The sequence below is a fragment of the Siphonobacter curvatus genome, from assembly GCF_002943425.1.
GTDB lineage: Bacteria > Bacteroidota > Bacteroidia > Cytophagales > Spirosomataceae > Siphonobacter > Siphonobacter curvatus.
Map to the genome: position 1 here is coordinate 3,217,154 of NZ_PTRA01000001.1, position 15,715 is coordinate 3,232,868.

Sequence of the window (15,715 nt, forward strand, 5' to 3'; positions counted from 1 at the left end):
TGAAAAGAGCTGATGCCCGATTCATGGCTCCGTAAGGTTCCAATGAATGAAGACGATGCCTTCGGTCTTAGCTTCCGGACAGCTGTGAATATTCTTTTTGCAGGAATTGATCCGTACAGGTATTCATCAGCGTCAGGAATTTGTCTTCCGGCGTGACGTAGGTTTTCCCTTTTGATTCCGCATTGAGGTATTCATCGAATTCCCCTTTGTTCATCTCGATTTCTACGTCTACGGTTTTCCCAAAGAAGTTTTTCTTGGTACGCTCGAAACCGGGAATAAACTTCCCTAAATCTTCCGTCGCCAGATTGAAGGGGCGGAAGGTTCGTTTATTGAAGACGTTCCGGTCGTGATCGTTCATCTCCAGCAGCCAGGTACGGAAGTTCTCGTTGAAGTCGTGCAGATTCCGGTAGAACTTCGTCTGACGGAAATCTGAACCAATTTTAGGAGCTTCCTTACTAGTCCAGGGAGCACTGTTGCTGCCCAGAATACCATCGCGTTCCACCCGGGTTTTCAGGTATTGGCTCAGAATGCCAAACTGACTCAGCGGTCGAGCGATAACCTGTCGCGTACGATCCACAAAATCCGCGAAATTCAGTCGGTTATTACTCGTACCCAAACCAAACTCCGCGTACCGTGGATTGCGGGCAATGATCTGTCCGTCCCGTACCGTGCACTCCAGCTCGCTGGCATGTTCGCAGAAGTCAACGACGGATAACGCCGCTACCATTTCGATGTAGTGAGCATCGTTTTGTTGCCCACCCGCTCCGGGATCGTAATCGTACGGGCTCCGGTAGCTTTCGGCTAGGTAATACAAGGCGTTGAGCTTGGGGTATTCTTTGTTGGAAAGGCTGTTCTGATAATAACCCAACGCCGCTTTCGTCTTGGAAATAAAGGTAGCGTTATCGATGGCCTTGTCCTGGGCACCAGCCGAGTACACGTCGAAGTAGGGCTGAACCGACACAGCTCCGATCCGGGCTTCGCGAACATCTTTGGCGTCCGAGCCACCGTACCCACGGATATTCTTGAGAATCAGCGGAAAACCAGCAGCTCCGGTTCCTCCAAAAATGGAACTGACGATGAATACTTTATCTTCTTTTTTGAACGAGCTGACAAAGGCTTTGAACTCTTCCGATTCCCGGAACTGGTTCAGTACGACCGAACCAATATTCGGATTTCCCACAAAGCCAATATCCATTTTGGTATCCAGCTGTTCTTTGGAAAACAGCAGATCAGCCAGGGCATGATTGGATTCATCCAGCGAGTCGTGGCCAATGTAATTACCGTATTTTTCGTCGCTTACGCCCTTGAGTTCGTACTGAAACGAATCCGAGATGGAGGCACTGGGCAGCTGACGTTTCAGGGTTTGAATGTCAGTACCAAACAGTCCCGACGAAGGCGGATTTTGCAGCGAAGCCCGTACGTTCTGGTATTGATTCAGAATCTCCTTGGTTCGCTTCAGGTCTTTATTTTCCGCGTGGGGATCCATCAGAATGGGGATCACCTGCGTGGTATTACGGAGCTTAACGCCCGAAGCCAGTAGATACGTCAGCGACTTTACCACCCGGGCTCCGGTACCTCCAATCGCAAACAAAAAGAGTCGAGACATAAGAGTTGGGAGTTTTGAGTTTTCAAAGTTTTGAGTGTAGCGTTTAGCATAAATGGGGGTATCCCAACGCGAAACCCTGCACTCAAAACGCTAAACTCCTAAAATGGAATTTTCCGGTTGTTTGTACTTACGTTTTTTACAACCAGCGATAGAACGAAAAAGAGAATAGCTGCCAGGATCAGCATTTCGAAACCAAAGCCGAAAAAGATACTGCCGCCCTGGTCGAAAAACCGGCCCTGCTCGGGGTGTCCTTTCCGGCGGGGAATTTCCTGAGCCGCCTTCTGCGAGCAGGTCACAATGGCGACGATCATGGTCAGTACGGCACTGCTGCCCAGTACGGCCAGCCAGGTAGAGGCTTTGGCGTAACGTACTTTGTTCATCCCGAAGTAATAAATCGCTACTCCTACCAATACAAAGACCAGCATAGTGAGCGTCAGGGAGGTCAGCAGCGTTTCGTCGTATAAATCATTGAGCAGGGAGTTCTCAACAAAGAGAGCGTAAAAGTCGTACAGTAGATTTTCCATTAATTATTCAAAGTAAGGCTGATTGCAAAATAGGTGTCGGCGTTTTGGGGATTGTACGCTTTTTCAATACCCCGGGTAAAGTTGAGCAAACCAAACGTGGTTTCCGCAAAGGCTTCGGCATTCGGGTTACTATCGTCCTGCGTATGCGTTTGCGTAATCCAGCGGGGCGGGAATTTACGTTTGAGTCGAATAGTAATTTCACGTTTTCCCCCACCCTGCGGTTCCGGCGTAGAGAGCAAAAACTTGTGGGTATAGCCCTCGGGTCCATTCTCCGCTACAATTTTCTGAATTTTAAAGTCTTCGTCCGATTCAATCTCGTAGGATTTGGGATCGGTCTTGTAGGATTCCGGCAGATAAAAACCGCCCAGATCGACGCCTAAGGCAATGGTCAGCCCCTGCGTTTTGCGGTCGGCCTTGATATTTTCGAGCGTATGCACGATGTTGGAACGCTCCTTCCGTTCCTGACGACTTTGCTCAAATTGCCCGGCCTGTTCGGCGTCTTTTAATAACACCGTATAAAAAGGAAGGTTATCCGTAGCACTGGTAAAATAATGGAAAGAGTCGAAGCCCGGCAATTCAGAGAAGCGAGAAAGCGACTCAAATTTAGGATCTGCCAGCAGAGCTTTCATCGTGGCGTTCGTAGCCATCAGGGCAATGTAATACGGCCGCGAACCACTGTAGGGTTTACCTCCGCCGTTGTGGGGATAGTACGTACCCTTGAATTGACCATTGAGTTTCAGCAGCAAAAGCGACTTTCCTTTGGTCTGCGGAGCAAAGGTCGTTTGCATGAGTGTTTCTACATCCGCCAGAATTTTCGTTGCCGACTGGGCGGTCGTTGATTCCGTCGAGTAGATCAGGTCCGAAAACAGGACGCCTACCTCTCCTTCTTTCAGGTCGGAAAGAATCGTTTTAAAAATAAGGCTGAAATCAGTGTGTTTGGAGTCGCCTTTCCCTTCGGTTAGCGTGAAAATATTGGGTTGTTCCACCAACTGCTGGAAACTCACCCCCATTGGGTACACGTTATCATTGACAACGAACAATTCCGTCGAACCCGACTTCTGGGTTTCAAATTCCGTTAGCAGTTTCTGGAGAGCTTCGTCAAATTCTCCCGTACTCCCCGCCGCATCGTAGGGAAACATACTGCCACTGGCTTCCAAATAAAGCTTGGCTTTGAGGTTTTTAGGAGCGGCCTTAGGGGTTTCAGCTACCGGAGCAGACGCGGTGGACGGTTCGGTAGCTTCTTCGGAAACTTGGTTTCCACGTTTCCCGCTACCGCCGCCGCATTGCGTCAATACCAGTAAGGACGTCGTTAGTACTGATAGATAAAAGGTTCGAGACCAGGAAATGGACATAGATTACAAATGCTTGGAGAGTTTTTAGGAAAACTCCCGTACCAGAGAACGACGCGAACTTGTTCCGAATTTTACGAAACTCCAACTGATTTATGGCCTAAGGGCAGATTTTTCTTACCAATGTATATAAATCGCCGTTAGCGTGTCCTGAAAAGCTCGCTGGCTTATCACTATCCCCACTACGCCTCTTTTACGCTTTGGTTGCATCAGCCTCTTTTCCATCTACTTCACTCGGCTAAGTATTTATCTCTTTAACGAGTATAAATAACCATTCAACGGCAATTAATAACCATTCAACTAACAAATAATATTTAAGTCTATATACTCATTTTACTTTGCATCACTATCCAACGAATCATCTATACTTTTTACAAATCCTATCCATGAAAAAAGTACTTTTCAGTCTATGCTTCCTAACCTTCAGCATGGCCGGAGCCTTTGCTCAGCAAAACACCGTGCTGGTATATGGAACGCTAGGTTTAGAATCTCAGAAATTAAGTGGGTCGAGTGTGAAATCGAATACGTTTAACTTTAGTCCTGCCGTTGGCTACCAATGGGATGACCATTGGACGGGTGGTCTGGTCCTAGGCACGAGCTCTACGAAATCGACCAATGCCAGTGGAGCGGATCTGAAAACTTCTCAATTTACTATAGGACCGTTTGTCCGTTATGCCTGGGCTTTGTCGGACATCTTCGCTGTGTATGGTCAATTCAATGCTACTTACCTCTCCGGTAAGCAGGATGCGGACACCCGCTACAACGGCTTTCAGGGAGTATTCTTTCCGGCCATCGGCGTAAACATGAAAAATGGATTCGCCCTGAACTTTGGTTTTGGGAACCTGAGCTACAGTACGGCCAAGGTTAAAAACTCGTCCAGCAACCTGAATGATTTTAAACTAACCTTTGGGGATGGCGTAAACTTTGGCATCTCCAAAAACTTTGGTTTGAAAAAGTAGTCCCGATTCAAGTATTTTCCTTCAGCCTTTATAAACCGAAAGAGATTCCTGTAACTCAGGAATCTCTTTCGGTTTTTTATTCGGCCTTGGTGGTAACGTCCGTTTATAACTTATAAGATAGACTGACGAGTAACTGTCTGGGGTTTTGTGGATCATAGTTAAGTCCCCAGTATCGTTTATCGGTCAGGTTATTACACTTGATTCCTAATCGCCACTTGGGCTGATCGTAATACACGGTCGCATCAAACTTCGTATACGCGGGTATCGTGATTCCTCCACCGACATTATTGGGATAGATTGTACTAACGTGATTGCCGCCAATGCCTATCCCCCAGCCTTTGGCTGCTCCCTGGGTGAATTTGTAGCTAGCCCAGAAATTAGCAATATCGGCGGGTAAACCATTGCTCAAGCCTTCCTGACTGGCATTGGCCCGGGTGTATTTGTATTCATTATGACCATAACCCACAATCAGATTTAAGCCGGGTAAGGGATTAGCCACGAGGTCTACCTCAACCCCTTTACTTTTTTGTTGACCATCCTGAATGGAAAACCCGGGCCGCGTTGGATCCGTGCGTATGGCATTTTTCAAATCAATTTCGTAGTAACTCACCGTAGCCGTAAGTTTTTGGGCCAACGCCTCCGTTTTTACCCCCACTTCCCACTGATTACCATACTGCGGTAAGGGCGTCAGGATCGAGTTGTCGGGCTGGGTAATGGGAGCTACGTTTTGAAAGCCATTCATGTAATTGGCAAACACCGAGAGTTGTTCCTTAATGGGCTGGTACACCAGACCGAACTTGGGAGAAACGGCCGTTTGGCTGTACACCCCGGCTGCCGCTGCGGGTTGTCCGTTGACAGAAGTGCCCTTGTTATCGAATTTTTCGACCCGTACGCTCAGCATCGCCATCAAGCGATCCGTCAGATTCAGTACATCCGATACATATGCACTGTAGCGATACTGCTCAGCGAAGGTGTTCGTAAGGTTGGCATTCGCGACCATGTTTTCCAGACGGGAGAGGGAGATCGGTACAATCGGTTTCCGAATGTTGATTACATCGTAAGTAATGACGCCGTACGATTGCGTCAGGCTGGCAGTATAATACGCGTCAACGCCAACGACCATCCGATTTTTGAAACGGCCGATCTGAAAGTCACCCGTGAAATTTTGCTGAAACTGCATGGAACGGGTATAGCTGTTTCGCGCCGCCGAAATACTCCGGGCAATGGTACTATCGCTCGTCCAAGTAGCCGGGTACATGTAGTTGACGTTATCGTACTGAATGTTTCCGTAGGCGTACTGCGTGGCAGAAGTCCACTGATCCGAAAGTTTGTACTCTGCCTTGGCAAAGACATTGTGCGTACCCATCTTCAAGAGCGGATCGTTGCTGTTGATGGCCTGGTCGTATCCCAGCGGCGTATCCTTAATATTTTTGAATCCTGCTTTGCCAAAAGCATACGCGGGAAGCGTGGTACGATTTGTCCGGAAAAACTCGGCATCAATCTGTAGAGAAAGACGATCATTAACTTTAAAAAACAAACTGGGGGCAACGGTATAGTTACGATTGAAGCCGTAGGTCTGAAAGCTTTTTTCGTTGTGCGAAGCCAAATTCAGGCGGAACAGAGCCGTTTTCTCTTTATTGAGTGGCGTATTGATATCCGCAGTCAGTCGATTCAAACTCCAACTGCCGCCCGTATAGGAAATATCACCGCCAAAATCAGCGTATGGCTTTTTCGTAACCAGATTGGAAAATCCACCAAAGGAAATTAGACTGGAACCAAAGAGCGTACCGGAGGGTCCTTTCAGTACTTCTACCCGCTCCACATTGATGGGATCAATTCCCGCACTTTGTTGCGAAGCCATGCCATTCCGCATCTGACTGGTTACCCAGAAGCCTCGTAAAATCAGGTAGGTTACGCCATTATTCACACCACCGAATCCAACCCCGGCACCGGGCACGTTTTGTAACAGGTTTTTATAATCCACGGCGATCTGCTCGGTAGCGAGTTCTTTGGAAAGGACATTGTATACCTGCGGGTTTTCCAGATTCTTGATGGGTAACCGGGCTACGTATTCACTTTCTTTATTACCAAACTTGTTTGTGCCTTTCACCAGTACTTCTTCGAGTTGTTCCGCCGTCTCTACCAGTGTGAAATCGGCCTGCGTGGTTTCGTTTTCACGCACTTCCAGCTCACGCTCCTGGCTTTTTAAGCCGACAAAACTCACGCGTAAGGTATACGTACCAGCTTTTACTTTTTCGATGGCATACTGGCCTGACTCGTTAGAAGTAGCTCCGGCCGAACGACCCTTGAGCGAAATCGTTACCTGACTGGTCGGCTTACCGTCAGAACTCGTGATAGTCCCCTGAATACGGCCCGTTTGTGCCCAAAGGCTTGTGCATGCACCAAGCAGGATCAGAAAGAGTAGATAGTTTTTTTTCATGGAGAAGAAGGGAATAGAATAAGGGAGGTAAAACCGAAGAGAGGATGGCTCCTCATAAAAAAAGCCCTCGCAAAACGAAGGCTTTTTTCTAATAACAACGAGCAAAAAAACGATGGAGTGCTTAAGATGAAGCTGTCCCCTAACCATTAGTCCATCTTAGACATTGCAAAGGAAGTAGTTTATTTAGATTTATTCCAAATAATTTTCAAATAATTTTTATTGATTCTAAATAATTTGTTTCTATCACCCTTCTGTCTTTATCTTTGAGGAGATTTTCACGTACCCGTTCCATGAGCCTTAACGTTTCTCTTCACGAGTTGTACCGTACTTCGAAAGGAGTGACTTACCAATGCGATCTAACGAATCGTATTGTTCTCAATTTTGCTGATCAGGTGATGGCATTCCGAATGGCAGATTTCGTTCTGTTTCGTCGGAAAGCGGAACGAGTGAATCTTCACGAGATGATTTTTAATCTCGACGATGAATACGACTTTGAAGTATTGGAAGCACCCAAGTCTAATCAGAAACTAGTCCTGACACTGTGTGATCTAGTACAATTACGTGACTTGCTGGCGGGTACACAGTTTACGCTGAATCTTAACTCGATGTTACACGAAGTTTTGTATACGTACTCTTACTAACGAACGATATTCTTTCCCTAACTGAGGGCTCCGCTGGTACGCACACCACGGAGCCCTTATTTATTTTGCTACTGAGATTATTTCTAAATTACTCTTTTTCAATGCGTTAGTATTGCATTCTACGCGAGAGCCTATACTTTTGTGGTGTAGAAAGTATTGCCCACCAACGATCTAAATTCCCGGGCGATAGCAACGAGCACATTTTTTTGAACTATCGCATTAAAAAAATAAGATTAACATGAAAGATTTGCAACGCCTCCGTACCTCACTGAAAGAGGAAGTTGAATTAGCCTTGAATGCTCAGATTAAAATGGAAGCGGAAGCTTCTTCTAAATATTTAGCCATGGCTTCCTGGTGCGAAGTGAATGGTTTCCTGTATTCAGCCAAATATTTCTACAAACAATCGGAAGAAGAACGCGAGCACATGCTCAAAATCTTCCATTACCTGGCAGATCAGGGTGTAATGGCTTATTCACCTGAAGTAGGAGCTGTTCCTCACGAATATCCTACCTTCCGTAGCGTATTCGAAACGGCTCTGCAAAGTGAAATCAACGTAACGCATTCCATCAACCGTCTGGTAAGTCTTTGCCGTCGCGTAGAGGATTACGCTACCGAAAACTTCCTGCAATGGTTTGTAAAAGAGCAAGTTGAAGAAGAAATCAACGCCCGTCGGGCCCTTGAACTCTTCGACGTTATTGGCGAAGAAGGCATCGGTCGTTTCACTATCGACCGTAATGTATATAAAATTACGAAGTTGGAAGTCGAATAATTATTCATTTCCCCTTCTTTGTAAAGCCCGCAATTGCGGGCTTTTTTTGTGCCCTTTTTACTAAAGCCAGGGTATTTTCATTTCAGATGTCGGCTTTTCCCGGCTTTTGCAGAACTTAGTACCCGCATTGTCAATTTTTGTAGCCTAGTATGCTCTACTATCTTTTCGATTATCTGGATAAAACCTTCAATTTTCCCGGAGCCGGGGTTTTTCAGTTTCTTACCTTTCGGACGGCGGCGGCTACAGTGACGTCCTTGATTATCGGTATTGTTTTTGGTAAACGCATCATCTGGTATTTGCAACGCCTGCAAATTGGCGAAACCATTCGTGATCTGGGCCTGGAAGGACAGATGCAGAAGAAAGGCACCCCTACGATGGGTGGTTTCATTATCTTACTGGCCATTGTCATTCCAGTACTCTTATTTGCCAAGCTGGATAATATTTACGTAGTACTCTTGCTGATTTCGGCGGTATGGACCTGTTTGATCGGTTTCGTGGATGACTACATTAAAGTTTTTCGAAAAAATAAGGAGGGCTTACCCGGTCGCTTCAAGATTGTCGGACAAATCGGACTAGGCCTGCTCATTGGACTGACGATGCACTATTCGCCAGACATCAAAATCCGGGTGTACGAAGAAGCTCGCATCAATACCCCAACGGGCTTCGCTGAACTACGGAAATTTACGGATACCAAAGATTTTCTAACGAACGTCCCTTTCTTCAAAAACAACGAGATTGATTATTCGGAGATTCTTCCGGATTCCATTCTGCCCGATGAATACACCTGGATTCTATACACCGTTATTGTCATCTTCATTATTACGGCCGTATCCAATGGAGCCAACATCACGGATGGGATTGATGGGCTAGCCGCAGGTTCGTCCATCATCATCGGCCTCACGCTGGGTATTCTGGCTTACCTTTCAGGAAATAAAGTCTTTTCCCAGTACCTCAACATCTACTACATTCCTTTATCCGGCGAGCTAGTGGTCTTCTGTGGGGCCTTTGTCGGAGCCTGCGTCGGCTTTCTCTGGTACAACACGTACCCCGCTCAGGTTTTTATGGGCGATACGGGTAGTTTGATGCTGGGTAGCGTCATCGCAACGCTAGCCATTGTGTTACGTAAAGAATTGCTAATTCCGATTTTGTGCGGGGTTTTCCTCATCGAATCCATTTCTGTCATTCTCCAAGTCAGTTATTTCAAGTACCAGAAAAAACGACGAGGACTCGAATACGCCCAGTTGCACCGGCTTTTCAAGATGTCTCCCCTACATCACCACTACCAGAAATCCAATATACCAGAGCCGAAGATTGTCATGCGTTTCTTCATCATCGGTATCCTGCTTGCGGTATTTACCCTGGTTACGCTGAAGCTACGTTAACAAAAAGACCCGGCTCGAAAGGCCGGGTCTTTTTACAGTTTAATCAGAAATTCATTGAGGTTCTGTTCCGTTTGCAAGTTGAGTTTGGTACGTAAGCGGTACCGCTTCAACTCGACACTGCGAACCGTAATATTTAGTAACTGAGCAATTTCTTTGCTGGATAAATTCATTCGCAGATACGCAGCCAACTTCAAATCACCAGGCGTTAGATTGGGAAACGATTCGAGCAGCTTTTTGAAAAAGTAATCATGCACGTCGTTGAAATTGGATTCAAAAATATCCCAGCTGTGTTCGTCGGCCAGATTGCGATTAATGAGTTGTACCAGCGAGCGGTACTGCGTAGCAGCGGTTTCCGGACCAATTTCTTTCCGTAACTTCTCCAGCTCTCCCTTAATCGTTTCCAGCAATTCGTTTTTTTGCAGCAGGTTCATGGCCGAATTCGCCAGTTCTTCCGATTTACGTTCGACGTCTTTCCGTAATTGCTCATTCCGTAATTCTGCCAATACCTGAGCGTTTCGGAGTTGCTCTTCTTCCAGTTGTAGCTGCATTTTTCGTTGAATCCGGCTTTGGTGCATCCGAATACGACGCCGATAGAACTGATACGCCAGCCAGATACTAACAACCAGCACCACCAGGTATAGAAACTGACTCCAGCGATTCCAGTACCAGGGTGGACGTATTTCAAAGGACAGCGTGGTTTCTTCGCTGGAAACGGATGAACGTAAATGCAACACATACGTACCTGGGTCTAGTGGCCCCGTCGTCAGGGTGTGCGTTTTCGATAACGTTGTCCAACCCGGCATTTTTCCTTCCAGCCAGTACTCGTACGTTACATCGGCCTCGTACTGGGTAGACGTAAAATCAATGGTCAGGTTGTTCTGCCAGTATCGAAATTGCAACTCAGGTTGAGGCTGACCGGGATAAAGCGTTTGATCGAAGTTTTCAGTACTGATCTGACGGATTAGCGGGTGGGCCTGCGTCTCCGTCGTTCCCTGTCGCAAGTAAGAAACCGGTACTACTGAAAACCCATCATCTCCGCAGACCAGCAGCGTCTGCTCATCGAGCCGTACGACATTCTCGTACCCTTCCACCCATTGCACATGTTTGATATTCAACGGCCTGATCGATTGATTTCCCCGCCAGTACGCCAGCGTTCCGTTGATCCGTAATACCAGATAATCCTGGGAGTTGATGGGAAAAATGTTTCTTACGCCCTGTTTACCAAGGGCTGGAATGGCTTTCAAGGTTGTTCCTTCCAGAAAATACGATTGCTGATCGGTACACACCAATGGTTTTTCCTGGACCCGAATCAGGTTAGCTCCCTGCAGACCATTGAGTGGTGTGGTATGCTGAATGGTCCGCAAATCGTCCGCGAGTCGAATCTGGGTGATCCCCCGGTACTTTCGTCGCAGTAAAAGCGTACCGGTACTTTGCTCGATAATTTGATCGGTTAGTGAAAAATCGCCCGCCAGTGAGTGACTCAACTGCCAGCGACCGTTGACCTGTTTATACAATGCCAGATCCGTATAAGTGCCCTGAATGAGTATATCCGGATGCTTTTGGAGTTTGTGAAGTACGAGTCCTCCGGTCAGCTTCGAAATTTGCCGAAAGCCCGAACCTTCCAGTACGAAAGTGCCTTCATTATGTCCGCAAAACAGGGTTCCGTCAATCACTTCCAGATCCCAAACCTGACCCTGACTACCGGGCACCAGTTGTAGGCTGGTTTTTTCACCCGTTTCGTTGACCTGAAAAACGCCATGGTTCGTTCCTACGTACAGTTTCCCCTGATAGAGCGTAGCATCGTACACACTTCCGAGCACGCCGTCCTTATCCCGAAAATGGCGAACGGGTGAACTCAGCAAGACGGCATCAATTCCATTATCTGTGCCTACCCACACGTTTTTGTCCGCGTCGGCGTGCAAAGCCAGTACGGTATTATTCTGCAAGCCTGATTTTTGATTGAGGTGGTAGCGAATCCGGCCCCACTCATCGGTGATGATCATCCCATTTTGTACCGAACCATACGCATACGTCCGCTCATCTACCCGAATGGCTTTGTTAAGCTGGTTATCCGCCAGAAAACGACTCGCCGGGGTATTTAAAACGGTGAAGCCTTTGCCATCAAAAGTAAAAAGCATCCGATCGGTACCAATCTGTAATTGATTAGGTCCGGATCGCAATACACAGCGTACTCGTTCATGAGCGAGACGGTCACTGCCCGGCAAGTACACAAATTGTTCGTCTACCCACTCGTAAATACCCTTATCCATAATCTGCACGAACAGCCGATTATCGACCTGGTAGGCAAAAAATACGTTTCCCGGCGTGGGCAAAGTGGTTATCTGATTATGCTGATAACGGAACAGATAGGCAAAGGAATGGAAATAGACTGACTCGCCTAAAGTAATAATGTTCCAGATTTCTTCCTGTTTAAATCGAGGGTCCTTATTTAATGAATTCAGCGAATGGTACGTAAGAACGCCCTTACTATTCGCTTGCCAATAGCCAAATTCCTGTAAAGCTCCCGTATAGATGCGATCGCCAGCCGTAGCAACGGAACGAATGATCTGACGGTGCGGCAAAATGAAGTTTTTCCAGGTTTGTCCATCGTATTCCAGCAGACCTTTCGAATTCCCAACGTAGATGAATCGGGTGTTTTTATTCTGGCTAATGCTCCAGTTCTGTCGCTGGGCTTGATAGTCCTGTATGGTGAACGACCTTACTTCTGGCAGGCATAGCTTTTGTAGCTGATCGGTGTACGTTTGAGCTTTCGCAAAATTATTGACAAGCACTAAAACTATTACGAATACGAACCTTATACGAGTATCGATTCTTGTGCTTCTTCCGATCCTGTTCTGGGTACTCACTTTCTTCACCGTTAAAATCAATCCCACAATTTTTTCAACAATTAATACAAATATGTAGGAATGATGTAGTACACACAAGCCTTAGACTGTAAATGATGTGGTAATGATGTAGTGGTTTTTTTGTCTACACCTACTTAGATATTTTAATTTTGTCCACCAAATAATACAATTTCTTATCATGAAGAAAGCTTATCTGCTGTGTCTATGGTTGTTTTCACTGATCGTCACTCAAGTGTATGCTCAGGAGGGACGCCGCGTCACTGGACGAGTAACCAGTGCGGACGATAACCAACCGTTGCCCGGAGCAACGATTGCCATAAAGGGTACCACACGTGGTACAAACACGGACGCTGAGGGGCGATTCTCTCTTGCGGCGAATACAGGCGATGTACTTTCCGTAACGTTCGTGGGAATGAAGCCGCAGGAAGTAACAGTATCTGCGGCGGCTACAGAGCTTACCATTACGCTGGAATCGGATGCTTCTACGTTAAACGAAGTCGTTGCGATTGGCTACGGAACGGCCCGCAAGAAAGACTTGACGGGAGCGGTAGCTACCTTAAAAACGGCGGACATCGTTAATCAACCCGTTGTATCGGCTACGCAAGCCATGCAGGGTAAATTAGCTGGGGTACAAATTACGGCTTCGGGTGAACCGGGTAGCGTACCGACGGTACGGATTCGCGGTACGGGTACATTGTTGGCCGGTGCAGATCCTTTGTACGTCGTAGACGGCGTTATTACGGATGATATTCGAAACATCAATCCGCAGGATATTACCTCGATGGACGTCCTGAAAGATGCTTCAGCTACGGCTATTTATGGGATGCGGGCTGCCAATGGCGTTATTCTGGTAACGACGAAACGTGGACAAAGCGGAGCTGTTAAAGTAACCTACGATGGTTACGTAGGTTTCCGCCAGGCTTCACGCCGGGTGAAAATGGCCGATTCGCAGCAGTACATCGACTTCTCAAACGAAGCTTTAGTACGGGCGGGTCAGCAACCTGTTTTCACCGCGGGCGACATCAAGGCAAATACGAATTGGTTCAACGCCATTACCCGTAATGCTCTGGTTCATAATCATAACATTTCCTTGAGTGGTGGTTCTGAGAAAAGTACGTATTTTCTAAGTGGTGGTTATATGTTCGACGACGGTATTCTAAAAGGCAATGGCTATCGTCGTTTGAGCTTGCGGGCTAGCAATGATTATCAGGTCAGTAAGTCTTTCAAAGTGGGAGCCTCATTAAACCTGGCTCAGGAAGATAATGAAAACAAACCTTACTCCGCCTTTACCAGTGCCTACAAGCAGGCTCCAATCGTGCCCGTATACAATGAGGACGGCAGCTATGGATACACCCTTCGCAACAACGTAGCCAACCCGCTAGCTCAGATCAACTATACGAACGATCATACGAAAAGTCTGCGTCTGCAAGGTGTACTGTTTGCGGAATGGAACATCACCAGTGATTTGCGATTCCGCTCGAACTTTGCCGTGGAAAACCGTTCGTTCAATAATCGCAAGTACAACCCGATCTACGTGGTTTCTGGAAACCAGCAAAACAATACCAGTCAGCTGACACTTCGCGATGACAATGCTTCTCGCTGGGTGTGGGATAATACCTTGACGTATACCAAAACGTTCGGTGAAAAACATAGTCTGAATGCTTTGGTTGGGGTTACCGGTGAACGCTACAAAACGAGCTTCCTCGGAGGTTCCCGTTTGAATGTACCGAACAATCCGGACTACTGGACGCTGAATCTGGGTACGCAGGCCACCGCTACCAACGAAAGCAGCATGGGTCTGGAGCGACGCCTCTCCTACTACAGTCGGGTAAACTATAACTACGATGACCGGTACCTGTTGACGGCTACCGTACGTCAGGATGGATCCAGCAAGTTTCCTTCCTCCAACCGTTCCAGCATATTCCCATCGGTGGGTGCGGCTTGGCAGATTGCGAACGAGAATTTCATGAAGGGTCAGAACCTCTTCTCTGCACTGAAACTCCGGGCGAGCTGGGGTCAGGTAGGAAACGATCGGATTGTACCGAACGCGTTCCTCTATACGCTGTCTTCAAACCTGGATTATCAGATTGACGGTCAACTGGCTCCGGGATACACGATTCAGGATATTAAGGATTTGAATCTACGGTGGGAAGTAACGACGGAGAAAGATTTAGGTTTGGAATTTGGTTTACTAAACAACCGTCTCTCTGGGGAAGTCAACTACTACGACAAACTCACGAAAGACGCGTTGATCTACAAACCTATCGACGCTATCTTCGGTGATAACGATTCCCAGTATCTGACCAACGCCGCCGACATTCGTAACCGCGGTATTGAGTTTGGTTTGAACTGGAATGAGAAGAAAGGTGACTTCCGTTACAATGTAGGCGTGAACTTCACGATTAACAATAATAAAATTGAGCGAGTGAACGGTGGTCTGCCTATTCAGGCTGGTAGCTTAGGTAACGGTCAAATCACCACGCAGACGGCAGAAGGACAACCCATCGGTAGCTTCTACGTGTACCAGACGAACGGTATTTTCAAAACACAGGCTGAGCTGGATGCGTATCCGCACATTTCCGGAGCAAAAGTGGGCGATCTGCGTTACGTGGACACGGATGGCAACGGCATCATCAACGGAAACGACCGCGTATATAAAGGTTCGTATCAGCCTAAGTACTTCTTTGGTCTGACGGGGGGCATCAGCTACCGCAACTTCGATTTGAGCGTTACGGCAGCGGGTAACCTGGGCAACCAGATTTACAACGGTAAGAAAGCTCAACGATTTGGTAACGAGAATATCGAAGCTTCCGTCACCAACTGGTGGTCACCCAGTAATACGACGAGCAACAATCCCCGTCCGTCGAATGACGTAGCTCTGGCTTCTGATTACTACATCGAATCAGGCTCGTACCTGCGGATTAACAACGTTTCGCTGGGTTACAACTTACCCAAAACGCTGACGGATTCCTGGAAAATGCAAGGCATTCGCGTGTACGTGACGGCTCAAAACCTGGTGACGTTCCAGAAGTTCTCGGGCTTTACCCCTGAGCTTCCCGGTCGTACGCTCGTGAATAGCACCGACCAAACCGCGGGTACGCTGTCTTCGGGTATTGAACTGGATGCGTATCCCACGCCTCGTACATTCCTGATGGGAGTAACGGTTAATTTCTAATTC

Annotated in this window: 10 protein-coding genes; 5 read left to right on the forward strand and 5 right to left on the reverse strand. The window is 47.2% G+C overall.

The window, feature by feature from the left end:
• Positions 1-67: 67 nt before the first annotated feature.
• From C5O19_RS13370 to C5O19_RS13380, 3 genes are all read right to left on the reverse strand, one after another.
• Complete coding sequence (locus C5O19_RS13370) at positions 68-1,606, reverse strand: hypothetical protein (RefSeq protein ID WP_094809317.1); 1,539 nt, start codon at positions 1,604-1,606, stop codon at positions 68-70.
• Positions 1,607-1,704: 98 nt separating this feature from the next.
• Positions 1,705-2,130, reverse strand: a complete 426-nt coding sequence (locus C5O19_RS13375; protein ID WP_094809315.1) for a hypothetical protein — start codon at positions 2,128-2,130, stop codon at positions 1,705-1,707.
• A complete protein-coding gene (locus tag C5O19_RS13380; RefSeq protein WP_104712967.1) occupies positions 2,130-3,482 on the reverse strand; it encodes a hypothetical protein in 1,353 nt (450 codons plus the stop codon). Before C5O19_RS13380 ends, C5O19_RS13375 begins: the two co-directional genes overlap by 1 nt.
• A 383-nt stretch (positions 3,483-3,865) precedes the next feature.
• Here C5O19_RS13380 and C5O19_RS13385 point away from each other — a divergent pair, with 383 nt between their 5' ends.
• Complete coding sequence (locus C5O19_RS13385; RefSeq protein ID WP_104712969.1) at positions 3,866-4,438, forward strand: outer membrane beta-barrel protein; 573 nt, start codon at positions 3,866-3,868, stop codon at positions 4,436-4,438.
• 103 nt (positions 4,439-4,541) lie between these two features.
• On the opposite strand, the gene C5O19_RS13390 is transcribed toward C5O19_RS13385, so the two are convergent.
• Positions 4,542-6,878: a TonB-dependent receptor gene (locus C5O19_RS13390; protein ID WP_165796019.1), complete on the reverse strand. Its 2,337-nt coding sequence runs from the start codon at positions 6,876-6,878 to the stop codon at positions 4,542-4,544.
• Positions 6,879-7,168: 290 nt separating this feature from the next.
• Here C5O19_RS13390 and C5O19_RS13395 point away from each other — a divergent pair, with 290 nt between their 5' ends.
• The 3 genes from C5O19_RS13395 to mraY all read left to right on the forward strand — a co-directional run bounded on the left by C5O19_RS13395 (position 7,169) and on the right by mraY (position 9,670).
• Complete coding sequence (locus tag C5O19_RS13395) at positions 7,169-7,519, forward strand: hypothetical protein (protein WP_104712973.1); 351 nt, start codon at positions 7,169-7,171, stop codon at positions 7,517-7,519.
• A 238-nt stretch (positions 7,520-7,757) separates the two neighbouring features.
• Entirely contained in the window at positions 7,758-8,288 is a 531-nt protein-coding gene (locus C5O19_RS13400; protein ID WP_104712976.1) for a ferritin, read from the forward strand.
• A 149-nt stretch (positions 8,289-8,437) separates the two neighbouring features.
• On the forward strand, positions 8,438-9,670 hold the full coding sequence (gene mraY, locus C5O19_RS13405) for a phospho-N-acetylmuramoyl-pentapeptide-transferase (RefSeq protein ID WP_104712979.1): 1,233 nt from the start codon (positions 8,438-8,440) through the stop codon (positions 9,668-9,670).
• 32 nt (positions 9,671-9,702) lie between these two features.
• Here mraY and C5O19_RS13410 read toward each other — a convergent pair whose 3' ends face one another.
• Positions 9,703-12,462, reverse strand: coding sequence for a helix-turn-helix and ligand-binding sensor domain-containing protein (locus C5O19_RS13410; protein ID WP_104712981.1), 2,760 nt, complete (start codon positions 12,460-12,462; stop codon positions 9,703-9,705).
• A gap of 253 nt (positions 12,463-12,715) precedes the next feature.
• Here C5O19_RS13410 and C5O19_RS13415 point away from each other — a divergent pair, with 253 nt between their 5' ends.
• On the forward strand, positions 12,716-15,712 hold the full coding sequence (locus C5O19_RS13415) for a SusC/RagA family TonB-linked outer membrane protein (protein WP_104712984.1): 2,997 nt from the start codon (positions 12,716-12,718) through the stop codon (positions 15,710-15,712).
• Positions 15,713-15,715: the final 3 nt, after the last annotated feature.